Genomic DNA, 23,984 nt, shown 5'->3' with positions numbered 1-23,984 from the left:
GAGCTTTTTGTATTATTTACAGATATCTACATCTAAATCTGTTACAGGCCACCAGAAAAATCCGTCTTTTTCTAACAGTTCATCGGCAGCTTTCGGTCCCATTGAACCAGATTCATAATTTGGATAGTCTACTGCTTTCGTTTTTTCCCATACTTCAGAGATATTATCAACAAATGCCCAAGAATAAGCAACTTCATCCCAGTGAGTAAAATTAGTTGCGTCGCCGCGCATGCAATCATATAGAAGCTTTTCATATCCTTCAGGTGTGTTCATCGCATGAATCCCTGTGTTAGCAAAACTCAATTTAACTTCTTGAGCATCGAGATGGCCCCCAGCCTTTTTAGCGTTGAGATGAAGGGTGATTCCTTCCTCAGGCTGAATATGAATGACAAGCAGGTTCGGGTTCAACAATTTTTCCGGCTGATAATAAAGATTCATCGGAATGTCTTTAAATTGAACAACAATCTTCGTGGACTTTGTTGTCATTCTCTTTCCAGTTCGAATGTAAAAAGGTACACCCGCCCAGCGGAAATTATCGATCATAATCTTTCCGGCCACAAATGTTTCTGTATTCGACTCCTTGTCCACCATTGGTTCTGCCCGGTATTCAGGGACCTGTTGATCCTCTATCATACCTGCACCATATTGTCCCCTGACAAAATATTTATTTATCTTATCCCCTTTGATCATTCTTAGTGAACGAAATACTCGTACCTTCTCAGAACGTACTTCATCGGTTGTCAATTTAATCGGAGGCTCCATTGCAAGAAGTGCCACCATTTGCATCATATGGTTTTGAACCATATCCCGAAGAGCCCCGCTTGTTTCATAATAACGGCCGCGTTCTTCTACTCCAAGCACCTCACTTGAGGTAATTTGAATATTGGAGATATAGCGATTATTCCATAATGGTTCAAAAATGGCATTGGCAAAACGAATAACTTCTATGTTCCGAACCATTTCTTTGCCTAAGTAGTGATCAATCCTGTAAACTTCGCTTTCTGAAAAGGCCCCGCGAATTTGATTGTTTAACAATTTTGCGGATTCGAGATCATGTCCGAATGGTTTTTCAATTACAAGTCGTTTGTATCCTTTTACATCCGTCAATCCATCCGATTTTAAATGGAGGGCGATAGGACCAAAAAATTCAGGAGCCATAGCTAGATAGAAAATCCGATTTCCTTCTAATTCATATTGATCATCAATTTGCTGTGCTAAATTTTTTAGGTTTTGGTATGAGTTAGAATCTGATACATCATGTGACTGATAATAGAAATGAGAGATAAACTCGTCGATTTTTTCCTTTTTCCCTAGAGCCGTTATGACAGAGTCCTTTACAGAATTCTGAAACTCTTCTGTAGTTAAGGGTCTCCTTGCTACACCAATGACTGCAAATTTGTCTAACTTCCCTTTTTGAAACAATCGGTAAAGTGACGGAAAAAGCTTCCGAACGGCTAGGTCTCCCGTTGCACCAAAAATCATAATTAATGAAGTCATATTTTTAGATTGTTCCACGATAATACCTCTCTTTATATGTATTCAATTTAGATTTTGCAAAAAACCTCTGAAGCATGTATCCAAATCTAGTCCTTTAAAAGAGAATAAACGCACATAGGGCAATTGTGCAAGCAATATGCTATATTATTTATAAAATTATTCGGAAAAGGAGGAGCCAGTTTGGATATATTTTTTTTAGGAACAGGAGCGGGTATTCCAGCTAAGCTTCGCAACGTTACTTCAATCGCCTTAAAATTACTTGAAGAACGGGGGGCGATTTGGTTATTTGATGCAGGTGAAGCAACTCAGCATCAAATTTTACATACATCTATTAAACCGCGTAGAATCGAAAAAGTTTTCATCACACATCTTCACGGTGACCATATCTATGGGCTTCCTGGGCTATTAGCGAGCCGTTCATTTCAAGGTGGAGAATCGGAGGTGACTGTTTACGGGCCAAAAGGACTGCAAGAGTATATTACGATAAGTCTTTCGGTCAGCCAAACCTACTTGAAATACCCCTTAAAGGTTGTTGAAATTGATGAAGGCGTTATTTTTGAAGATGAACAGTTTATTGTAAAAGCACAACTATTAGAACATGGAATTCCTTCATACGGGTATCGGATTATTGAGAAGGACAGGCCAGGGACGCTTTTAGCGGATAAGCTTGTAGAGGCTGGTGTAAAGCCTGGACCGCTTTTCCGGAAAATTAAAGAAGGTGAAAGTGTTACGCTTGAGGATGGGAGAGTTATCGCTCCAGCAGAGTTTCTTGGTCCAGATCAAAAGGGACGGATTATCACAATTCTAGGAGATACCAGATACTGCGAGAATGCTATTTCCTTAGCTCAGGATGCGGATTTATTAATCCATGAAGCAACCTTTTCAAAAGGAGAAGAGAAGCTGGCCTATGATTATTTTCACTCAACCACCAATCAGGCTGCAGAGATAGCAAGGATATCAGGAAGTAAGCAGCTCTGCTTGACTCATATTAGCTCGCGTTACGACCGGCAAGCCTGGCTTGAGTTAGTTAAGGAAGCACAGGAGATATTCCCTAATACCGAAATAGCCGAAGACTTTAAAGAAATAAATATACCTAGTAAATAAGCTTATATAATAAATAAAGACGACCTTGGCCGTCAGGCTGTCGAGAAACTCTCGACAGTCTTTTATTTTGGCTCTTTTTGTATAGAATGTTGTTTTTTGTATACAAATGGACCGTTCCTTTCCGCTACAGGTGCTTGCTTTCCGCGGGGAGGAAGTCGAGCCTCCTCGACGCTGCGCGTCTGTGGGGTCTCGACTTTTCCTCTACATCCCGCAGGAGTCAAGCACCTTTCGCTCCAATCCACTCTTTGCATCAATCTTTTAGAAAAGAGCCTTTATTTTTCAATAACTTTAACAATTCACCGCGTTGATTTAGCATAATATTATTTATATTAATAGGCCGGTGGATTAAATGTATAAGCCTAAAAAAGAGATACAAAATGAAGCGGAATTTGTATTTATTGATGATTTAGTGCCTCACGATCACCTGTTAAGAAAGGTGGGACTAGTATATTAATTTTTCTTTTATTGGTGAGCAAGTGTTACTTACCGATGCATCCAAAACATGAAAAAGTTTGCCACGCACTTAGCCAGGTTTGAAAAAGTGTGTGGCAATATCCAGGTTAATTCTCCCTGTTGATTGGAGTGGAAGGTGCGAAGACTCCTGCGGGAGTACGGGGCTGGGGAGACCCCGCAGGCGCTTAAGCGCTGAGGAGGCTCCCCGGCACGCCCGCGGAAAGCGAAGCACCTGGAGCGGAAATTAACAGGCCTTTGGGCAGGCAAAAAAATAAAAATTGCCGAGAAAGATACCTTTCCCGACAATCTGACGGCCTTGGCCGTCTTACTTGTTAATTCCAACCTCGTTCATATTGTTTTGGCCCTTCTATGATGACACCCAGTTCCTTGGCTGCCGTTCTTGGCCAGTATGGGTCCCGTAATAATTCCCGAGCTAAAAACACTAAATCGGCACGCTCATTTTGAAGAATTTCCTCGGCTTGGATACCAGTTGTAATTAATCCTACTGCTCCTGTGGGAATTTCAGCACCATTTCTAATGGTTTCTGAGTAAGGGACTTGATAGCCGGGATAGACATTAATCTGTGCTGGTACAACTCCTCCAGAGCTTGTATCAATTAAATCTACGCCTTGTTCCTTCATCCATTGGCTGAAAAATACATAATCCAGCGGTGTTAATCCCTCTTCATGATATTCATGAGCTGAAACCCGTACAAATAGTACTCCATCCCAAACACTTTTGATACCTTCAATTACTTCACGAAGCAAGCGATAGCGATTTTCGGATGAACCACCGTATTCATCACTTCTTTTATTTGATAACGGAGAGAGGAATTCATTAATTAAATAACCATGTGCAGCATGTATTTCAATTACATCAAAACCAGCTTTTGCTGCCCGTTCTGCACCTTTTTTAAAAGCCTCAATGGTTTCTTTAATATCCTCTTTTGTCATTTCTTTTGGCGTTTTCATTTTCTCATTAAAAGCTAAGGCCGAAGGGGCGATGATTTCACCTTCTAGGTCTGCCTTTCTCCCTGCGTGTGCAAGCTGGATACCTGTTTTAGCACCATGCTCCTTCATTAAGCTAACGAGTTCTGCGAAGCCTTCAATGTGGTCATCACTCCATATTCCTAAATCCCTAGCTGAAATCCTGCCTTGCTTCGTTACTGCAGTTGCTTCAACAATAATAAGCCCGACTTGTCCAACTGCTCTGCTAGTATAATGGGTACGATGCCAGTTTTGAATGTGCCCGTCTTCGTTATGACTTGAATACATGCACATCGGCGCCATTACAATTCGATTTTTCAATGTAACATCCTTAATTGTAAAAGGGGAAAATAATTTCGTAGACATTGTAAGCCTCCTATTGATAGTTTTATATGTACAGCCTTGGGTAGAGTGACTGAAAAATGGTCTATAAAGAGATTTGGGTCACTCAAGACAACCTAGAGTGACCCAAACCATACTACTCGGTCACTATACTAAAGTCCACTCTAGTATAACAAACGAAATCTCATTTTATAAAAATAGTGCCTTACTCCTTCTCCCTTAACTCGCTTAATTTATATATGGTACCCCTCCACATGATTCCGCCGCGTTTAAAGGTTAATAGACTGGCCCGAATAATACAATAGATAAACAACAGAGCTGTTACAGGTAATACAAAAAACATAGCAGGAGAGAATATCGTCATTTTTTTGATTACCAATACATAATGAATTCCACTTAACAAAATAATGCCTAAGCTCAAAAATGCAAGTATTTTATCAGGTGAAAATAGGGTAATGAACGGAAGGACATTCGTAACAAATACACCAAATATCGCAAATAGCACCATACTTACCCGGTACTGTAATCCGGCAAATGTATTTTTTTCAAGACCGACAAATGCTTCTTTCAAACTTCCGTACCATTCTACTTCAATCAGCTTAAGAGCCGTAACAATCCTTTGACGATAGCCTGCTTGTTTCATTCTCATTCCAAGCTGCAGGTCGTCATCCGGCCTCAGTTTTACCTTCTCGTGTGTTCCGAACGCCTTATACGATGCCTTTGAAACCAGATTAAAAGCGCCAATTCCAGTCCCGATTCTTGACTTTGGGTTGTTAGCAGCCCAAGGCCGTTTAAAATAGGAAAATCCAAATAAGAAAAAAGCTACAAATGTTTTTAACCAAAATTTCTTAGCGCTTAAGTTAGGTGCGGCAGTTAAATGGTCCAGCTTGTGGCGTTCAAAATATCTTAATGCCTTTGCAAATGCCTCTTTTTCAAATTTCACATCAGCATCGGTAAACAACAGCCATTTTCCAGATGCCTGAAGATATCCCCTATATAAAGCGTTATTTTTTCCAAGCCAGCCTTCAGGCAATTCCTCTATATGAACCACAGAGATGCGCGAATCCTCTTGTTGCAGCTCCTCCATCAAATACCCTGTGGAATCTGTTGACCGGTCATTAACGAGGATCCACTCAACGTTTTTATACGTTTGCTCTAATTGGCTGAGGATGCTAGCTTTTATTTCCCCTTCTTCATTGCGTGCCGCTACAATGACGGATAACAAAGGTCCATTTTCTAAGCAATCCTCAGCCTCTAAAGCTTCTATTTTCCGCAAACCTATAACCCCATCTATAAGGAAAACAGTCCAGACCAGGATTCCCAATGAGAATAATACCGTTAGCATCTTTTACACACTTCCTAGTCTCTTTTAACCCTAGTTTAAATCAATAGAAACAAATTAGGAAGTTGGTTCAGTCACTTCCAGCTGTTCACGCAATGCCGCTCCCATTTTTTTCGATTGAGCCGTTGCAGCCTTAATACAAGAAATGAACGCCTGCTGTACTTGATGATCTTCAAGCACTTTAACTCCAGCCTCTGTTGTACCGCCTGGGCTTGTTACATCTCTACGTAACTGTTCAGATGATTTAGTGGAATTTTTCACCATCTCTGCGGCGCCAATTAATGTTTGCACGATTAATTCGCTCGCCATATCCTTATCGAGTCCAACCTCAACGGCGCTTTTTTCCATAGCTTCAATCAGGTAATAAATATACGCTGGTCCGCTGCCGGAGAGTCCTGTAACAGCATCAAGCTGCTCTTCTTCTACGAAAGTAGTCAAGCCGACGGTTCCAAATAAATCCTTCATTAATTCAATTTGCTCAGAAGTAACTCGTTCATTTACAGCAACAGCAGTGGCAGATTTACCAACTGCTGCCGATGTATTCGGCATTGCTCTAACAACCGCAATTGGTAATCTCGCTAATGTCTCGATAGTACTCATGGACACACCCGCTAACACAGAAACTACCAGCATTTCTTGTGTTAAATATTCACGTATATCTTGAATGGCCGCTGCCGCATCCTTTGGTTTCATCGATAATACGACAATTTCAGCTCCTTCAAACAATTCCTTTAAATCGTAGGTGGTGCGAACTCCGTACCTATCATTTATCCTCTTCAGCCGTTCTGCATTTGAATTATTTGTAACCCATACGTTTTTTCTATCAATCAAACTATTTTCAAGAATCCCTGAAATGAATGCTTCAGCCATTGATCCGGCACCGATAAATACGATTTTTTTCATGAATATTGCCTCCTATTATTCTTTATAAACAAAAAGACCCCTCATCCAAAAAGGACGAAAGGTCTAGCTTCCGTGGTACCACCTTCATTTACCCAAACTTATTTCATGTCAGGGTTCACTCGACTCCGTTAACGCCGGATTACGTTAGGTTTTCCTAACTGCTCGTAAGGTAGGATTCAATGATAAAGTGGGCTGTGAAGCCTTTCAGCCGATGGACTTCACTCTCTTTCGCCATTCTTCATTTACTAGTCTTAGTCATTGCAATTTACGAATCAAATTTTATAGTGATTATGCAAGATAATCAGTCTGCCTGTCAAGGGAAAAATTTCTGAATTTTTAAATTTGTTATGCACCAAAAATGACAATCGGCATAGAAATCGGTACACTTACTTTATATATAATTGTCAATAAATGTTCACATTCTATTTACATATAACGATAGGAGTTTTTGAAAATGGCGGAATGGAAAGATGGGATTGCGAAATTAACGATGCCGACTCCTTTTGCGGTCGGAGATGTTAATGCTTATTTAATTAATGGAGAGGTGTTGACGCTTGTTGATGCGGGCATTAAAACGAAGGCGTCATGGAATGCTTTCAAGGCGCAGCTGGCTGAATTAAATTTAACTCCAAATGATATTGAGCAGGTGATTATTACGCATCACCATGCTGACCATGTTGGAATGCTTGATTTTATGTCTGAGAGCATAGAAGTATATGGTCATCATCTGAATGAACGATGGATTAAACCAACCGAGGCTTTTTTTCAAGAGCAAGAGGATTTTTTTCATAAATTATTTCTTGAATTCGGGTTACCCAAAGAATATCTTCCAACTGACTCAATGTTACGAGAGTCGTTCAAGTATTCCTGTAACATCTCATTGACAGGAGAACTGGTTGAAGGAATGGTCCCGCCTGGGTTAAGTGAATGGAGGGTCATTGAAACACCAGGTCATGCACAGAGTCAAATCGCTTTATTTCGAGAAAGAGATGGGATACTTATCGGAGGGGATTTGATACTGGCACAAATCTCTCCTAATCCATTTCTTGAGATGCCGGCACCAGGTGAAATAGAGAGGCCGAAGCCGCAGCTGCAGCATAATCATTCCATGAAAAAGCTGTTATCTTATCCGATTCAATTCGTTTACACAGGTCATGGCGAGGAAGTTTACCAATTAAAAGAGTTAATTGAAAAAAGGCTGGTTCACCAACATGAACGGGCAATGAAGGTTAATAATTGGCTAAAAGAGGAGCAGCAGACTGTATTTGAACTTTGCAAGCGGCTTTTTCCCTCAGCTTATAAGCGAGAATTGATACTAACTTTATCGGAAACCGTGGGGCAGCTTGACTATTTAGCCTCAATCGGCGAGATTAGTAGTAGTGAGGATCATCAACCAGTCCTTTATCAAGCTAGATGAGGTGTGAGTATGGTTAGGGAACAACTTAAGGGTAAGAATATTGTCATTACCGGTGCATCCGGAGGGATAGGTGCTGAAATCGCCAAGCTTTGTGCAGCAAGTGGTGCCAACCTTGTCCTAATCGCAAGAAGTATAGAAAAGTTGAAGCAGCTGCAAACAGAGTTACAGCAAAAGCATCAAGTAAGGGTAGAGGTCTATCAATTAGATGTCTCTAATACGGAAAAAGTGAAGGAAGTTTTTACAGCTGTTTTTTCGGAAATCGGTGAAGTAGATATCCTGGTCAATAACGCCGGTTTCGGTGTTTTTCGTGAAGCTCATGCAGCAACAATGGATGAAATTAAAGGGATGTTCGATGTCAATGTCATCGGGCTGATGGCCTGTACCAGTATGGTACTGCCAAAAATGCGTGAACGCCGTTCCGGCCATATTATTAACATCGCGTCTCAGGCGGGCAAAATCGCTACGCCAAAATCAAGTGTGTATTCGGCTACCAAGCATGCTGTCCTCGGTTACACCAATTCACTAAGGATGGAGCTAAGTGATTATAATGTTCTGGTAACATCTGTGAATCCAGGACCGATTGCAACGAACTTTTTTAACATCGCTGATGAAAAAGGAACGTATGTTAACAATGTTAAAAGATTTATGCTCCAGCCCGATTATGTTGCTCGTAAAGTCGTTGACAGTATGCTTACGAAAACAAGAGAAATTAATCTGCCGCGCTGGATGAATATGGGAAGCGTTGTCTATGTTCTCTTTCCAAGGCTGTTTGAACGCATTGGAAAAAAAGCATTTAACAAAAAATAAAACCGCGCTTTGCGGTTTTTTTGTGCTTCATCCTGTTAAAAATTCGTATACAGTATCATTCACGGCCTCGTATAAGTCCACTGTGGGCTCTTCTATTTTTATTTGAATAATCCGATCCGCAAGCGCCTCTAAATCATTACTGCTCATTGGCAGTGAATCTGCCTCGGAATAATATTGTTTAAAGCAATTTCTTATCATTTTAATAATTAACTTCTTCTCCATGGTCGAGCACCTCTCCATAATTATACCGTTTTCCTCCAAAAAAATAACCATAACCAAGAAACGTGTCAAAAAATTACCATTGAACACGAACGTATATTCGCGTAAGATATGTATATAATGTAAAGAACGGATGTTCGATATTTAATTTATCTAGCTCCGGGCGCCATTGGCTCGAGTCATAAGCCGATGGCGCCCTGTGCTTTTCGATTTGGAGGAAAAGTCATGGTTGATTACAGCACGTTACCGCACAATCAAATTTTATGCGTAGATATGAAGAGCTTCTATGCGAGCTGTTCCGCTGTCATGCTTGGTCTTGATCCCTTGACTTGCTATCTAGCTGTGGCCGGTAACAAAGAACGGAATGGAAGTGTTGTGCTTGCCGCATCACCACGTTTGAAGAAAGAATTTGGAATTAAAACAGGTTCCAGACTATTTGAGATTCCTAATGATCCGCGCATTCGAGTAGTTGAGCCGAAAATGGCAACTTATTTGCGTATTTCTACTGAAATTACCCGCGTATTTAATCGTTATGTACCAAAGGAAGCCATCCACACGTATAGCGTTGATGAAAGTTTTATCAAGGTAGATGGGGCACTTCATTTGTGGGGGGACGCCTTTACCATTGCCCAAAAAATAAAGAATGATATTGAACGTGAGTTCCAGCTTCCCTGTGCGGTCGGAATTGGCCCCAATATGTTACTGTCGAAGCTATGCCTTGATCTTGAAGCAAAGAAGCATGGAGTTGCCGAATGGAAGTATGAGGATGTTCAGAACAAGCTTTGGAAGGTTTCACCGCTAAGAGAAATGTGGGGAATCGGCAGGCGTGTTGAAAAAACACTGAATGGCATGGGCATTTTTACGGTTGGTCAGCTGGCTCGCTATGATCTAGAAGCGCTGGAAAAGAAATTTGGAATCATGGGCAATCAGCTTTATCATCATGCCTGGGGAGTAGATCTTTCAGACTTGGGAGCACCTCTAATTGAAGGGCAAATAAGCTTTGGCAAAAGCCAAATTCTTTTAAGGGATTATAAAGAGGAAGAAGAAATAAAGCATGTAATTTTAGAAATATGTGAAGAAGTAGCCCGAAGAACGAGGTCTCGCCGCAAAGCAGGAAGGACTATCAGCCTTAGCATTGGATATAGCCAAGATGAACTCGGAGGCGGCTTTCATCGCTCAAGAACCATCAAGCAGCCAACAAATGTAACGATGGACATTTATCGGGTTTGTCTTGAATTATTCCACGAACATTATACAGGGAAAACAGTGAGGCAGATTGCGGTTAGTATCGGAAACATTGTCGATGATCACGAGTTTCAGCTCGATCTCTTTGACATGGGGGCGTATAAGCGCCGGGAGCTTGGCTATGTGGTGGATTCCGTTCGCAGACGTTTTGGTTCAGCTTCCTTGTTACGGGCTGTTTCGTATACGGCAGCTGGAACCGCCAAGCATCGGGCAACGCTTGTTGGAGGACATAAAGGTTAGGCTTTGTTAAAGCTAAATGTTGATATTTGCACTCTGTTGATTTTCGCGGAAGGCACGAAGACTCCTGCAGGAGTACGAGCAGGTGAGACCCCACAGGCGCTAGCGCCGAGGAGGCTCACCGCAACGCCTGCGGAAAGCGAAGTGCCTGGAGCGTAAATCAACAGACATATTTAACAAAGCCAAAGGATAAGAAATAAGATAGGAGGGGAGTCGGATGATTCGCGACCGCGGAAGAATCAAGTGGGTATCAATGATGCTTCCTGAGCATATTAAAATGCTGAGGGATTGGGTAAAAGAAGATCAGTATGAAGTGAAAAAAGAAATAGATGAGCAGCAACTTGAACTTATGAATGCAACCTTATCTGAAGCAATTGAATTCGACCAATTCGTTACCGTTACACATTATCGAAATCGTAATTATGAACTTGTCATTGGAAAAATTCACTATTGGGATGAAATGACACAGAGGCTTCATATTGTTGATCACTTTGATGAAGTACACCGTATTCCAATTGGTGACATTGCGGATATCAGGATAACGGATGTTTAAACCAAAAAGAGCGTCTCCAATTTTTGGATACGCTCTTTTTGAGGCTTTTATAGAAGAAATTACTCTTCTTTTTCAACTCGTACTTGGGAGTCAAATTTCCCTTTATGTGAACCATCACAAAAAGGTTTGTTGTTGGAAAGCCCGCAGCGGCAAAGAGAAAAGGCTGGCTTCGTTTCCATGACATTTCCTGCACCGTCTAGCAATTCTACCTCACCAGTAATCCGCAGGGATCCATTATCGTTTACTTTAATTTGTACTTTTGTCATTATTACCACTCCTTTTAAATATGCATGTAATATTTTCAGAATATATCGAATAGGAGAAAAACGCAAATTAACATAAATTCTAGTACCTTAATCAAGTAACCAGCAAGAGTAAAATAAGCGGATATTTTCCGGTTAAATGCAAAATGGAGTTCGTTTCGGGGTAGATAAGCGGAAGTTTTCCGCTTAATCAAAGAAAAATCCCCATTTTCGAATTTTTCGGGTCAAATAGGCGGAATCTCTCCGTCTATTTAAGCATTTTTAAGTACTAAATAATAATTAAGCGGAATTTCTCCGCCTAATTATAAGCTTTGGTGCTTAACATTTGGGCAGTCTGTTTTATGTCCATAATCACTAATGTGAAGCTTTCTCAACATATTTTTGCAAAAATTTGTCTATAACAGTTCGATATTCCTCTGGATTTTCATTAAAGGACTGTGCATGGCGGCCATTTGCAGCTAGGTAAAGCATCTTCGGACCTTGCTTTTTCTCATATAATTCCTTTGTCATGGCTGGAAGAATAAAATCATCGTTTTCACTATGAATAAAAAGAATTGGATGTTGAATATTTTCAATAACTGATATGGGGGAGACATGACAAATTGAATATTTTTCACGAAGGCGTAAAATAAAATCAGCTATGGGAATTAATAATGTTGATACATTCTTAAATTCTTTTTTTAGTTGATAAGATACTTGTTCTTTTAAGTCAGAGAACGGGCAGTCTGCTATATAAAAATCAGCACCATCCTCAAGCATCCCTGCGTATAGAAGCATCGTAGCTGCCCCCATTGATTCCCCATGAATACCGAGCGTAAGGGCAGGTCCCTTCTCGTTTTTCAACCAATCAATAACTGCCTTTAAATCAAATTTTTCATAATGACCGAAGCTGGTTGTTTTTCCACCAGATTCCCCGTGTCGGCGATGGTCGTAAATCATTGCATTAAATCCACGCTCTAAGAAAAGATTCATATACTTTATCGAATTTATTTTTGTTTCCGTTACACCATGAGAAATAATAACATAACGATTGGATTCGTGTGGTTCTACCAATAGCGCCTTAATAGGGTAGCCAAAAGGAGAATCAATGATTACCTCCCGCTTAGGAAGAGATTCAAAATGCTCTGGATTAAATCTTCCAGCTTCCTTTTCCCGCTGTACTATAAATTGTTCATCCTTTTTCTTCATATAAATAAGTCGATTTGTAAAATAAAAACCTAAAGAAAATGTAAACAAGAATGAAATTAACAGAGCTCGCAAGGCCTTTCTCATAAGTACACCTCCAAAAGGTTTGTTATAGTCATTTTCTGGTAATTTATGTTGGCTTTTATTTTAACATAAGAAAAGCCGCTAACTCCATTTAGCGGCTTAATGAAAAATATAATTATTTGTCCAGCTTCAGCGCCTAGAGGCGCTGAAGCATTTCTTATTGCTCTGCATTTTGCCTTTTTGTTGGATGAAGTGCTTTTTCTAGTTCCTCTGCAGCAATCATCCGCTTCCCTCCACCTGCAGATTCTGCGTAATCTTTACCTCGCTGGCTGTTGCCTTTATCTCGTTTTTGACTCATTATCTTCAGACTCCCTTCAAGTGGTTTCACTTAATAAGGTGCTTATATAGGAGACTGTTTATTCATGGGAGCATAACTATACTGTTTGAGCATGGAGCTTGAAATAGCCGCTTTCAATCTGCCTTGATAGGTGCGGCCGGACAATTTCAATTGCATCTACAAGTTTCTTAAGATCCACTCCAGTGGAAATTCCCATTCGCTCAAGCATATATACAACATCCTCGGTTGCGGCATTTCCTGCAGCACCTGGAGCAAAAGGACAGCCGCCTAAACCGCCAGCGGAGGTATCAAACCTGTCAATGCCTGCTTGGAGGGACGCTAAGATATTCGCTAGCGCCAGCTTTCTAGTATCATGGAAATGTGCAGTAATTAATATATCAGGAAATGCCTGCTTTAATTTAGAAAATAAAGAATAGGCTTCATGGGGTGCTGCCATTCCAATTGTATCTGCAACACTCAACTCATCGACCCCTGATTGAACAAACTCAGTACAAAGATTAATGGCATCATTTTCATCTATTTTTCCCTCATAAGGACAATAAAACGCTGTAGAAATACATGCTCGGACAAAGTAGTTCTTGTCTTTTAATTCGGCAATCAGCGGCTGAAGCTCGGCCATACTATCAGCGGTGGTTTTATTAATATTTTTTTGATTAAAAGTGTTACTAACACCAACAAAGAAGGCAACAGCTTTACATTCAGACATATAAACACGATCAATTCCTTTACGATTAGGTGCCAGAACAATATCGCGGGCATTTAAATCAAGACAATCAGCAACAATTTCAGCTGCGTCCCCCATTTGTGGTACCCATTTAGGTGAAACAAATGAAGTTAACTCCATTTCCTGAAGACCAGCATTTTTTAACCCCTTAATAAACTTCTTTTTAATTTCAGTAGGAACAAATAGCTTTTCATTTTGCAATCCATCACGAGGACCAACCTCAATAATACTTACGCTTTTAGGTAAATTAAACATCATTTTCCCCCTCGAACCTTCATACTCTCATTGTAGAGGCGTTGAAATCTAAAAATCAAGAATAATAGAAATTTTGACAAAATAAGAGGGTTTTCTAAGTTTGCACTCGAATTAGTAAAGGTAAAACGACTAAAAAGGAGCGAAAGATAATGAGTCCAACAGAGGTAGTAATTGTTAGTGCAGTCCGTACTGCAATAGGGAATTTTAATGGAAGCTTAAAAAATGTATCAGCCCCAGAATTAGGCGCAACTGTTATCAAAGGAGCGCTTGAACAAGCAGGTCTGAAACCAGAGTTAGTAGACGAGGTTATATTAGGGAATGTTCTGCAAGCAGGTCTTGGTCAAAATCCTGCCAGACAGGCTGCTATTGCTGCGGGAATTCCTGAAAGCGTTTCCTCGATGACGATAAATAAATTGTGCGGATCTGGATTAAAAGCCGTGCACCTTGCGACGCAGGCAATTTTAGCAGGAGAAGCGGATGTTGTTGTTGCTGGCGGGATGGAAAATATGAGTCAAGCACCATATATTCTAAAAAATGCACGTGAAGGCTTTAAAATGGGCGATCAAAAGTTAATTGATACTTTACTAGAAGATGGACTTCATTGTGCCTTTAATCGATATCATATGGGTGTAACAGCAGAAAATTTATGTGAAAAGTACAATTTAACCAGAGAAGAACAGGACGAATTTGCTGCTTGGAGTCAGGAAAAGGCAGTAAAGGCAATTGAAGCCGGTAAATTTAAAGATGAAATTGTCCCTGTTATTATTCCACAACGCAAAGGGCAGCCAATCATTTTTGATACAGATGAATACCCGAAAAAAGGGAGTACAGTAGAAAAACTTGCTGGATTGCGACCTGCCTTTAAAAAAGATGGCAGCGTTACAGCTGGAAATGCTTCAGGTATCAATGATGGAGCAGCGGCTGTAGTTGTAATGAGCAGGAAAAAAGCAGACGAATTAGGGATAAAACCAATTGTTACGATTAGAGGAAATGCCAGCGCTGGTGTGGATCCAAGCATTATGGGAATTGGACCGGTACCAGCAGTAAGAAAGGTCCTGGAAAAAACATCTCTTTCAATAGAGGAATTTGATTTAATCGAAGCTAATGAAGCCTTTGCGGCTCAATCGCTGGCGGTTGATCGTGAACTTCATTTTAATAAAGAAATCCTAAATGTAAATGGCGGAGCTATTGCCCTCGGTCACCCAATCGGCGCGAGTGGAGCCAGGGTTTTAGTGACGTTAATACATGAAATGAAACGTAGAAATGCTCATAAAGGATTGGCAACACTTTGTATTGGCGGAGGCCAAGGTGTAGCAACAGTGGTTGAACTTGTGTAAGTCTACAATGAGGGGAGATCAAACAGTATGAAGAAAATCAGTACTTCCTTTCAGGAAGCAGTAGCTGAGATTCAAGATGGCGCGACGTTGATGGTGGGCGGTTTCGGCTTGTGCGGCATTCCTGAAAATCTAATCTTAGCATTGGTAGAAAAAGGGGTAAAGGAATTAACAGTTATTTCCAATAATTGTGGAGTCGATGACTGGGGTCTTGGACCTTTGTTGAAAAATAAACAGATAAAAAAAATGATAGGCTCTTATGTGGGTGAAAATAAAGAGTTTGAAAGACAGGTACTTGCTGGCGAGCTTGAAGTAGAACTAACACCACAAGGAACATTAGCAGAAAAAATCAGAGCTGGGGGAGCAGGGATACCTGCCTTTTATACTCCTGCCGGTGTAGGAACACCCATTGCCGATGGCAAGGAAACAAAGGTCTTTAATGGCAGGGAGTATCTGCTGGAGGAAGCATTGACTGCTGACTTTAGTCTTGTTAGAGCATGGAAAGGTGACAAGATGGGGAATCTTGTGTATCACAAAACCGCACGAAACTTTAATCCAATGATTGCAGCAGCTGGAAAAGTAACGATTGCTGAAGTAGAAACACTCTATGAAATTGGTGAACTCGACCCTAATTTCATTCACACTCCAAGCGTTTACGTTCAGATGATTATAGAAGGACAGCAGCAAAAACGGATTGAGAGAATGACAGTTAGAAAATAGATTTGTGGAGGGAGAGAGTGCCAATGGTCTCTGTTAGAGAGAGAATTGCAATAAGGGCAGAGAAAGAAATAGAGGACGGATTTTATGTAAATTTAGGAATCGGTATGCCGACACTGGTTGCCAATTATATATCAGAAAATAAACAGGTTGTACTGCAATCAGAAAATGGACTGCTTGGAATTGGTCCTTATCCAACGGAAGAAGAGGTTGATCCTGATTTAATCAATGCCGGAAAAGAAACGGTAACTGCGATTAGCGGAGCTTCATATTTTGATAGTGCTGAATCTTTTGCAATGATTCGTGGCGGACACATTAATATAGCCATTCTAGGAGGCATGGAGGTTTCTGAAAAAGGAGACCTCGCAAACTGGATGATTCCTGGTAAGATGATTAAAGGTATGGGTGGTGCCATGGATCTGGTCCATGGAGCTCAGAAAATCATTGTTATTATGGAGCATGTCAACAAACGGTGCGAATCAAAAATACTAAAACAATGTACATTACCGTTAACAGGAAAAGGTGTTGTTCATCGAATTATCACCGAGCGGGCGGTAATGGATGTAAGTGATTCAGGTTTGAGACTAGTTGAAGTGGCCTCGGGGTTTACAGTTGAGGATGTAATAAATTCGACAGAAGCCTCTTTGACAGTGGATGACAACGTGGTATTGGAAGCTTATTAAAAAGGGTCAGCAGGCTGTGTAACAGGGCAGCCTGCTTTTTCTATTAAAAATTGCTATAATATTTAAGAATTGATGATAACAGGGGGAGTTTAGGATGAAAAAGAAATCGAAACAAAAAAACCAATCTAAACCAAAAATAGAAGAAGCAGCGGTAACGCTTAAAGATATGATTAATCCAGAATTAATCAAGCAGTTAAAAGAACAGCAGGATCAGTTGAAGGCCGCCGAGGAGCGTAAAAGAGAAGAAGAAATGCAGAGGAAACGCGAAGAGCGCCGTTTAAAGGAAAAGAATAAATCCTTTGAGGAGCTGTTAAACGAAAGCGGCATGAACTGGAAGGAATATAAATAGGAGAGCCGAGGGCTCTCCTTTTACTATGTTAACGATGTTCTTTATAAAGATTTGCCTTAGAAATTGCTTTAATAATCGCTAGCTCATCACCTGTCAAAGATGGACTATTAATTGCGCTGGCATTAGCTTTAACCTGTTGTGGACTGCTGGCTCCTGCAATGACAGAGGCAACAGCAGGGTGTGACAAATTATATTGAAGAGCTACTTCGGTAAAAGAGCGTTCACTTGCTAGTTTGTCCTTTAACATTGGTAATACAGAAAGGAGCTCATCCTGAATATAGTCTTGATAACCTTTTGGTGACACCTTTTCGAGCATTTTATCACTTAGAAGTCCTTTTGCGAGCGGGCCGCGTGTTACTACACTAACACCGTGTTCATGAAGTAGTGGCAATGCTTCTTCTTCTGGGCGGCGGTCTAAAATACTATATTGCATCATAACGGAAACAATGTGAGACTTCTTTACATATTCGCGGATAACATTGGGACGAATCGATGAAATTCCAAAATAGCGAATATAGCCCTCAGACTTCAATTCTTCAAAGGCATCTATCGTTTCCTCGATCCGGTCCTCGAGTGTCCCGCCATGCAGCTGGTATAAATCAATGTAGTCAGTATCAAGACGTTTCAGGCTTTGCTTAACTGCTTCTTTTATATACGATTTGGAGGGATCCCAGGACCAGCCTGATTTATCCTGGTTCCACCGGTTTCCAACCTTGGAGGCAAGGATGACGTTTTCACGTACATGTTTTAGAGCAGACCCGACGATTCTTTCATTTTCACCAAAATCATATAAATCTGCAGTGTCAAAATAATTAATTCCCTCATCTAATGCAGTCTCAATAATCTCTCTAGCTGCTTTCTCCTCTGTGCCAATCGACATGCAGCCTAAACCTAGCTCTGTTACCCATAAATCTGAATTTCCAAGTTTTCTTTTTTTCATAATAGATTCACCCCGTCCTTTTCTATAATTTTACGAAAATCCGGGGAAGACTACAAATTAAGAGATTATTTTGGGGCAACTTTTTCCAGCCATTGTGCAACAGTAGAATACTCTTTATTATATTCCTTTAACTTTTGTACAATCTCCCAGCCCTTACCAACTAGAATAATTCCTTTATCATGCACGTATACCTTCATCCCATACCCCTCCAAATAATGTATGGTAAAATGTATGAGCGCATATACAAAAATTAGAACAGGAGTTGACATAGATGAAGAACCTAAACGAAAAGACATTACATAGTGAAGAGATTTATTCTGGAAAGATAATAACCCTGCAACTACAGGATGTTGAACTCCCAAATGGTAATCAGTCAAAAAGGGAGATTATTAAACACCCAGGTGCTGTGGCAATTTTAGCAATTACGAATGAAAACAAAATTGTTATGGTAGAGCAATTTCGTAAAGCTCTAGAACGGACCATAGTTGAAATTCCCGCAGGTAAATTAGAAAAAGGCGAAGAACCTGCTTTATGTGCGCGCCGTGAGTTAGAGGAAGAGACAGGGTATGAATGTGAAAGTCTGGAGCTGCTTATCTCGTTCTATACATCACCTGGATTTGCAGATGAGATTGTTCATCTGTATGCAGCGAAAGGACTGACAAAAAAGGAAAATTCTGCAGCTCTTGATGAAGATGAGTTTGTGAACCTTGAGGAAATAACACTAGATGAAGCGATTCAATATATTAAGGAACAAAAAATTTATGATGCCAAAACTGCCTATGCTGTTCAATACTTGCAGTTGCAAGAGGCATTAGTAAAAAAATGAAAACCTATTATGTAGATTTACATATTCATATCGGGAGAACCTGGACCGGCAAGCCTGTGAAAATAACAGGTGCCAAATCCTTAACGTTTACCAATATCATTGAGCATGCCCGGCATGAAAAAGGGCTGAATATGGTCGGAATAATTGATAGCCACTCACCAGAAGTGATTCTCGAAATGGAAAGTCTAGTTACCTGTGGAGACATTGTAGAACATCCAGATGGCGGTTTGGCTTTCGGGGATTTAACGGTTATTCCCGGTTCGGAGTTAGAAATCTATGATGAACAATGTAATGGACCGATACATGTACTTTGTTATTTTCCTACTATAAAAATCATGAGAGAGTTCTCAAATTGGCTGTCTGGTCATTTGAAAAATGTTCAGTTAAGCTCACAGCGAATTTATGCATCAGGCCTTGAATTGCAAAAAAAAGTAAAAGAACTCGGTGGAATATTTATTCCCGCTCATGTGTTTACTCCTTTTAAAAGTCTTTACGGCAAGGGTGTCCATAAATCATTAACTGAAGTATTTGATCCCAGCTTGATCGATGGCATCGAACTAGGTTTAAGTTCTAATACAAAGATGGCGGATCAAATAGAAGAGTTACACAGCTATACCTTTGTTACTAATTCTGATGCACACTCCTTAGCAAAAATTGCCCGAGAATATCAGGTAATATCAATGAAGGAACCCTCATTTAAAGAATTGGGAATGGCGTTAAGAAAGGAAGAGGGACGGCATATTGTTGCAAACTATGGGTTAGATCCGCTCCTGGGTAAATATCACAAAACCGTCTGTGCAAAATGCTTGTATCCAGCACATGAAGATGATCAAATTTGCTCTCAGTGTGGAAAAAGTCAAATTGTTAAAGGGGTAGCACAACGGATTCTTGAACTGAAGACAGCAGAAGAGAGTCCAGAAGGACGTCCTCCCTATGTTCATCAAGTACCGCTAGACTTTATTCCAGGATTGGGACCAAAATTACTTGAAAAACTCGTCAACCATTTTGGTTCAGAAATGGCCATTTTGCATGAGGTTCCTTATCAAGCATTAAACGAAGTGGTTCCATCAAAAATTGCCGGCCTCATCATGAAAGCTAGAGAAGGAAAAGTAACTTTAGCAGCCGGCGGCGGCGGAAAATACGGCAAAATTGCACACTAATTTAATAAATCTAATGAAAACCTGCCAGAGTCACTAATTCTGCCAGGTTTTTTTGACTCGCAAAAATGAAAATCTATTAAAATGTCGTCATAGAAATAATAGAGAGGCATAAAATGTAATAACTGATTAGGAGAAATAGGAGGGACTGCAGATGAAGAAACGATTGTACCAGAACGATGCCGCTAGTTATTTCCGTGAGCATTCCTCAATTTTTTTATTTATTGTTATATTATTTTTAATGGGTGTAATTTTTGGGGCAATTGTTGTGAATAGCATGAGCATCACCCAAAAGGAAGATTTATTTTATTATTTATCACAATTCTTTGGACAAATTCTAAATGGAAAAGTCGCAGAAAATAATGACTTATTTGCTCAAAGCTTTCTTCATAACAGTAAGTTCATTGGACTCATTTGGATCCTGGGAATATCAATTATCGGACTGCCTGTTATTCTCATTCTATTATTTATCAAAGGATTGGTGGTAGGATTTACAGTTGGTTTCCTAGTAAGTCAATTGGGGCTGAAGGGATTTTTACTCGCATTTGTGTCAATTCTGCCACAAAATTTGATTATCATTCCCGTTTTCATTCTAATGGCTGCTTTATCCGTTATATTCTCATTGAGAATGATAAAAAAACAATTTTTTAAAACGTATGGGCAGCCGATATTACCATTCTTTAAAAACTATATTCTCACCTTCGTAGCTGCTGTAGTTCTTATCTCTGCTGCTTCAGGAGTGGAGGCTTACGTTTCACCATGGCTGATGAAAACCATGATGGGCACACTCAATTTATAATTATTATCACTTAATATAAAATATAATATCTTGTTTATAATAATTTTATTTTGACACCTCTTTCTCATCTGTTATAATGAGAATAGCAGCGGCGAGGGAGGGACTTCGGGATGGAAACTAGAATTGAGAGAATTAAAAAGCATTTGCATTCATCAAGTTATAAGCTAACACCTCAACGTGAAGCAACCGTTCGAGTATTGTTAGAGCATGAAGAGGATCATTTAAGTGCAGAAGATGTATACCTCCTCGTTAAAGAAAAATCGCCTGAAATCGGTTTAGCAACGGTATATCGTACACTTGAATTACTAACTGAATTAAAGATTGTTGATAAAATCAACTTTGGTGACGGAGTCTCGCGTTATGACCTCCGCCAAGAAGGAGCAGCACATTTCCATCATCACCTCGTTTGCATTGAATGTGGAGCAGTTGATGAAATTCAAGAAGATCTTCTTGAAGATGTGGAAGCCATCGTAGAACGCAGGTGGAACTTTAAAATTAAAGACCATCGCCTCACATTCCATGGTATTTGCTATCGCTGCCAAGATAAAGGGAAAACTGAGGAAAATGCCGAATAATAACACAAGGTCCTTTCTTAAAAAAGGACTTTTTTTCTGTCTATAAATTCTTTTTGCACAACTCTCGCAGAAATTAATTCTGCCAAAATAGTGACTATTAGGTATAAAAGATGGACAAATTGGCATATCTTTTACTAGGCGAACTGTTTGGGGGAAGATATAATGTTCTCTTTTATTAAAGTAGTACTACAAACCTTAAAGGTTTTTATAATATTCACCGGATGCACAATACTCTTTTATTATGGTATTATGTGGGTAAATGAGGAGTACCAAAATTATCATCGCTATGATTCACCAGAAGGCTCTGCCTTAAAGGTTTCCACATTAAATAAAGATGAGAACCCTGTCTGGCTGGATCGGCTGATTTTGTTTTACTTAAATGGGGAGTAGTATTCAATGAATGATCATTTAAAAAAATTTATGCAGTTTTTACTCGTAGAAAAAAGGTTAGCGAAGAATACGCTGTTGTCTTACGAACGAGATTTAAAAACGTATCTTCACTACCTAAAAAACGTTGAAGGAATTGAAACATTAAATCAAGTACAGCGGGTTCATATTGTCCATTTCCTTACCTTTTTAAAGGAACAAGGGAAATCAGCAAAAACTTTGGCGAGGCATATAGCTTCAATTCGCGCTTTCCACCAATTTCTATTACGGAATCAGACCACGAATCAAGACCCATCAGTTCTTATCGAAATTCCTAAATCAGAAAGATCAATTCCGAAGATATTAAGCTTACAGGAAGTAGAAAAACTGTTAGAAATACCTCATGGGCATGAACATTTTGCTTTGAGGGACAAGGCTATGCTGGAAATTCTCTATGCTACTGGAATACGTGTCAGTGAGCTTATTCAAATGGATGTGGCTCATGTGAATTTAACGATGGGCTTCGTCACCATCATTGGTAAAAGCGATAAAGAGCGAATCATTCCCATTGGAGGACCAGCGGCAGAAGCGTTAAAACGTTACCTGGAGCATGGAAGACCCCATTTTATTTCGAAATATCAGGATTATTCATTATTCTTAAATCACCAAGGAAAGAGATTAACACGACAAGGCTTTTGGAAAATCTTAAAAAAACTAGCTAAAGAAGCAGGCATTGAGAATGATTTAACACCACATACACTTCGACATTCATTTGCCACACATCTATTACAAAATGGTGCCGATTTAAAAGCAGTCCAAGAAATGCTTGGACATGCTGATATATCCACTACGCAAATTTATACTCAATTATCGAAAACTAGGTTAAAGGATGTCTATAGTAAATTCCACCCAAGAGCTTAATAAGCAACTAGTTTCATAACATTATAATAAAAAGTCGAAAAGCTGTCATATTTATTGGCAGCTTTTTCTTGTAATTTTACTAGAGTTTAGTAAAATATAGAGGTCAGACTTCTGACGTTAGATTTTCAAAAGCGTAAATAATCCAATTTTAATAAGGGCAATCTATTTTTATATGATTTGTAAAGTTTTTTTACAAAAAGGAGGAATTCTGGAATGGCATTAAATACATATAAACGAATATTTTTAATTGTAATGGACTCTGTTGGGATTGGTGAATCACCGGATGCAGAAAAGTTTGGTGATAAAGGTGCGGATACCCTTGGACATATTGCAGAAAGAATGAACGGTCTAACTATGCCAAATATGGGAAATTTAGGGTTAAGCAATATTCGTCAAATTAAGGGGATTGAAAAAGCTGAAAAACCATTGGCGTACTATACTAAAATGATGGAAGCATCCAATGGAAAGGACACCATGACAGGTCACTGGGAGATTATGGGGTTGAATATCCAAACACCTTTCCGAGTATTTCCAGATGGCTTCCCTGATGAGCTTCTTTCAGAATTAGAAGAACGTTCAGGAAGAAAGATTATAGGCAATAAGCCTGCCAGTGGAACGGAAATCCTCGATGAACTTGGGGAAGAGCATATGAAAACAGGAGCATTAATTGTCTACACCTCTGCAGATTCAGTCCTGCAAATTGCAGCACATGAAGAAATTGTTCCAATTGAAGAGCAATATAAAATATGTAAAATCGCACGCGAGTTAACCCTCGATGAAAAATACATGGTCGGCCGAGTTATTGCTCGTCCATTTTTAGGTGAACCAGGCAATTTTAAAAGAACAGCTAATCGTCATGACTACGCCTTAAAACCATTTGATAGAACGGTTATGAATGAAATGAAAGATGCTGGTTTAGATGTAATTGCGATTGGAAAAATATCAGATATCTATGACGGGGAAGGAGTTACCCAGTCTCTAAGAACCATTTCAAATATGGATGGTATGGATAAGCTGGTACAAACACTGGATATGGATTTTACGGGGATGAGCTTCCTAAATTTAGTTGATTTTGATGCACTATTTGGACATCGCCGCGATCCAGAAGGCTATGGAAAAGCTCTTGAAGAATATGATGCCCGCCTTCCGGAAGTGTTTGCCAAATTAAAAGAGGATGATTTGTTAATCATTACAGCGGACCACGGAAATGATCCGGTTGCACCAGGAACTGATCATACACGTGAATATGTACCATTAATTGTATATTCAAAGAAAATGACAGAAGGCAAAGAACTTCCTATTCGTGAAACCTTTGCTGACATTGGTGCAACCGTTGCAGATAACTTCAAGGTGAAAATGCCGAATTTCGGAAAAAGCTTCTTACAAGAAATAAACTAAAGGGG

Annotated in this window: 27 protein-coding genes; 16 read left to right on the top strand and 11 right to left on the bottom strand. The window is 39.8% G+C overall.

The window, feature by feature from the left end; translation table 11 throughout:
- Positions 1–12: 12 nt before the first annotated feature.
- A complete protein-coding gene (gene zwf / locus H0184_RS06815; protein WP_221823111.1) occupies positions 13–1,482 on the bottom strand; it encodes a glucose-6-phosphate dehydrogenase in 1,470 nt (489 codons plus the stop codon).
- A 195-nt stretch (positions 1,483–1,677) separates the two neighbouring features.
- Here zwf and rnz point away from each other — a divergent pair, with 195 nt between their 5' ends.
- Entirely contained in the window at positions 1,678–2,601 is a 924-nt protein-coding gene (gene rnz, locus H0184_RS06810; protein ID WP_221822864.1) for a ribonuclease Z, read from the top strand.
- A 785-nt stretch (positions 2,602–3,386) separates the two neighbouring features.
- On the opposite strand, the gene namA is transcribed toward rnz, so the two are convergent.
- From namA to proC, 3 genes are all read right to left on the bottom strand, one after another.
- Positions 3,387–4,406 (bottom strand): NADPH dehydrogenase NamA, encoded by a 1,020-nt coding sequence (gene namA, locus H0184_RS06805; protein ID WP_221822862.1) that lies wholly within the window; start codon positions 4,404–4,406, stop codon positions 3,387–3,389.
- Between the two features lie 181 nt (positions 4,407–4,587).
- Positions 4,588–5,658 (bottom strand): glycosyltransferase family 2 protein, encoded by a 1,071-nt coding sequence (locus H0184_RS06800; RefSeq protein WP_260631471.1) that lies wholly within the window; start codon positions 5,656–5,658, stop codon positions 4,588–4,590.
- A 123-nt stretch (positions 5,659–5,781) separates the two neighbouring features.
- Entirely contained in the window at positions 5,782–6,627 is an 846-nt protein-coding gene (gene proC, locus H0184_RS06795) for a pyrroline-5-carboxylate reductase (RefSeq protein ID WP_221822859.1), read from the bottom strand.
- Between the two features lie 454 nt (positions 6,628–7,081).
- Here proC and H0184_RS06790 point away from each other — a divergent pair, with 454 nt between their 5' ends.
- Both H0184_RS06790 and H0184_RS06785 read left to right on the top strand, forming a co-directional pair.
- Positions 7,082–8,044 (top strand): MBL fold metallo-hydrolase, encoded by a 963-nt coding sequence (locus tag H0184_RS06790; protein WP_221822857.1) that lies wholly within the window; start codon positions 7,082–7,084, stop codon positions 8,042–8,044.
- Positions 8,045–8,053: 9 nt separating this feature from the next.
- Positions 8,054–8,851 carry an SDR family NAD(P)-dependent oxidoreductase gene (locus H0184_RS06785; protein WP_221822855.1) on the top strand — a complete coding sequence of 266 codons (798 nt, stop codon included), beginning with the start codon at positions 8,054–8,056 and terminating at the stop codon, positions 8,849–8,851.
- 27 nt (positions 8,852–8,878) lie between these two features.
- Here H0184_RS06785 and H0184_RS06780 read toward each other — a convergent pair whose 3' ends face one another.
- Positions 8,879–9,073: a YqzH family protein gene (locus H0184_RS06780; protein ID WP_221822854.1), complete on the bottom strand. Its 195-nt coding sequence runs from the start codon at positions 9,071–9,073 to the stop codon at positions 8,879–8,881.
- Between the two features lie 222 nt (positions 9,074–9,295).
- On the opposite strand from H0184_RS06780, the gene H0184_RS06775 reads away from it, so the two are divergent.
- A complete protein-coding gene (locus H0184_RS06775) occupies positions 9,296–10,555 on the top strand; it encodes a Y-family DNA polymerase (RefSeq protein WP_221822852.1) in 1,260 nt (419 codons plus the stop codon).
- 214 nt (positions 10,556–10,769) lie between these two features.
- Positions 10,770–11,105 (top strand): YolD-like family protein, encoded by a 336-nt coding sequence (locus H0184_RS06770; protein ID WP_221822850.1) that lies wholly within the window; start codon positions 10,770–10,772, stop codon positions 11,103–11,105.
- Between the two features lie 59 nt (positions 11,106–11,164).
- On the opposite strand, the gene H0184_RS06765 is transcribed toward H0184_RS06770, so the two are convergent.
- From H0184_RS06765 to H0184_RS06750, 4 genes are all read right to left on the bottom strand, one after another.
- Positions 11,165–11,371 carry a CDGSH iron-sulfur domain-containing protein gene (locus tag H0184_RS06765; protein ID WP_221822848.1) on the bottom strand — a complete coding sequence of 69 codons (207 nt, stop codon included), beginning with the start codon at positions 11,369–11,371 and terminating at the stop codon, positions 11,165–11,167.
- 351 nt (positions 11,372–11,722) lie between these two features.
- Positions 11,723–12,640: an alpha/beta hydrolase gene (locus H0184_RS06760; protein ID WP_221822846.1), complete on the bottom strand. Its 918-nt coding sequence runs from the start codon at positions 12,638–12,640 to the stop codon at positions 11,723–11,725.
- A gap of 154 nt (positions 12,641–12,794) precedes the next feature.
- Positions 12,795–12,935 carry a hypothetical protein gene (locus H0184_RS06755; protein WP_221822844.1) on the bottom strand — a complete coding sequence of 47 codons (141 nt, stop codon included), beginning with the start codon at positions 12,933–12,935 and terminating at the stop codon, positions 12,795–12,797.
- A gap of 76 nt (positions 12,936–13,011) precedes the next feature.
- Complete coding sequence (locus H0184_RS06750) at positions 13,012–13,917, bottom strand: hydroxymethylglutaryl-CoA lyase (RefSeq protein WP_221822841.1); 906 nt, start codon at positions 13,915–13,917, stop codon at positions 13,012–13,014.
- A 146-nt stretch (positions 13,918–14,063) separates the two neighbouring features.
- On the opposite strand from H0184_RS06750, the gene H0184_RS06745 reads away from it, so the two are divergent.
- The 4 genes from H0184_RS06745 (at position 14,064) to H0184_RS06730 (ending at position 16,997) form a co-directional block, all read left to right on the top strand.
- Complete coding sequence (locus H0184_RS06745) at positions 14,064–15,251, top strand: acetyl-CoA C-acetyltransferase (RefSeq protein ID WP_221822840.1); 1,188 nt, start codon at positions 14,064–14,066, stop codon at positions 15,249–15,251.
- 27 nt (positions 15,252–15,278) lie between these two features.
- Positions 15,279–15,968, top strand: coding sequence for a CoA transferase subunit A (locus tag H0184_RS06740; RefSeq protein WP_221822838.1), 690 nt, complete (start codon positions 15,279–15,281; stop codon positions 15,966–15,968).
- 23 nt (positions 15,969–15,991) lie between these two features.
- A complete protein-coding gene (locus H0184_RS06735; RefSeq protein WP_221822836.1) occupies positions 15,992–16,648 on the top strand; it encodes a 3-oxoacid CoA-transferase subunit B in 657 nt (218 codons plus the stop codon).
- A 94-nt stretch (positions 16,649–16,742) separates the two neighbouring features.
- Positions 16,743–16,997: a YqkE family protein gene (locus H0184_RS06730; RefSeq protein WP_221822834.1), complete on the top strand. Its 255-nt coding sequence runs from the start codon at positions 16,743–16,745 to the stop codon at positions 16,995–16,997.
- Positions 16,998–17,025: 28 nt separating this feature from the next.
- Here H0184_RS06730 and H0184_RS06725 read toward each other — a convergent pair whose 3' ends face one another.
- The gene (locus H0184_RS06725; RefSeq protein ID WP_221822832.1) at positions 17,026–17,937 is read right to left on the bottom strand and encodes an aldo/keto reductase; all 912 of its coding nucleotides are present in this window, start codon (positions 17,935–17,937) and stop codon (positions 17,026–17,028) included.
- A 65-nt stretch (positions 17,938–18,002) separates the two neighbouring features.
- The gene (gene mciZ / locus H0184_RS06720; protein WP_221822830.1) at positions 18,003–18,134 is read right to left on the bottom strand and encodes a Z-ring formation inhibitor MciZ; all 132 of its coding nucleotides are present in this window, start codon (positions 18,132–18,134) and stop codon (positions 18,003–18,005) included.
- A gap of 74 nt (positions 18,135–18,208) precedes the next feature.
- Between mciZ and H0184_RS06715 the strand changes: the two genes are divergently transcribed.
- The 7 genes from H0184_RS06715 (at position 18,209) to deoB (ending at position 23,979) form a co-directional block, all read left to right on the top strand.
- Positions 18,209–18,763 carry an NUDIX hydrolase gene (locus H0184_RS06715; protein ID WP_221822828.1) on the top strand — a complete coding sequence of 185 codons (555 nt, stop codon included), beginning with the start codon at positions 18,209–18,211 and terminating at the stop codon, positions 18,761–18,763.
- On the top strand, positions 18,760–19,923 hold the full coding sequence (locus H0184_RS06710; protein WP_221822827.1) for an endonuclease Q family protein: 1,164 nt from the start codon (positions 18,760–18,762) through the stop codon (positions 19,921–19,923). Before H0184_RS06715 ends, H0184_RS06710 begins: the two co-directional genes overlap by 4 nt.
- Positions 19,924–20,074: 151 nt before the next feature.
- A complete protein-coding gene (spoIIM, locus tag H0184_RS06705; protein ID WP_221822825.1) occupies positions 20,075–20,719 on the top strand; it encodes a stage II sporulation protein M in 645 nt (214 codons plus the stop codon).
- A gap of 110 nt (positions 20,720–20,829) precedes the next feature.
- Positions 20,830–21,294, top strand: a complete 465-nt coding sequence (gene fur / locus H0184_RS06700) for a ferric iron uptake transcriptional regulator (RefSeq protein WP_221822823.1) — start codon at positions 20,830–20,832, stop codon at positions 21,292–21,294.
- A gap of 162 nt (positions 21,295–21,456) precedes the next feature.
- A complete protein-coding gene (locus tag H0184_RS06695) occupies positions 21,457–21,684 on the top strand; it encodes a YqzK family protein (RefSeq protein WP_045517435.1) in 228 nt (75 codons plus the stop codon).
- A 6-nt stretch (positions 21,685–21,690) separates the two neighbouring features.
- Positions 21,691–22,581, top strand: coding sequence for a site-specific tyrosine recombinase XerD (gene xerD, locus H0184_RS06690; RefSeq protein ID WP_221822822.1), 891 nt, complete (start codon positions 21,691–21,693; stop codon positions 22,579–22,581).
- Between the two features lie 213 nt (positions 22,582–22,794).
- On the top strand, positions 22,795–23,979 hold the full coding sequence (gene deoB, locus H0184_RS06685; protein WP_221822820.1) for a phosphopentomutase: 1,185 nt from the start codon (positions 22,795–22,797) through the stop codon (positions 23,977–23,979).
- The last annotated feature ends 5 nt before the right edge of the window (positions 23,980–23,984 follow it).

This window comes from Neobacillus niacini (assembly GCF_019749295.1).
GTDB lineage: Bacteria > Bacillota > Bacilli > Bacillales > Cytobacillaceae > Neobacillus > Neobacillus niacini_D.
Note: the sequence above shows the minus strand (reverse complement) of the source record. Positions and strands in the feature narration are given on the sequence as shown.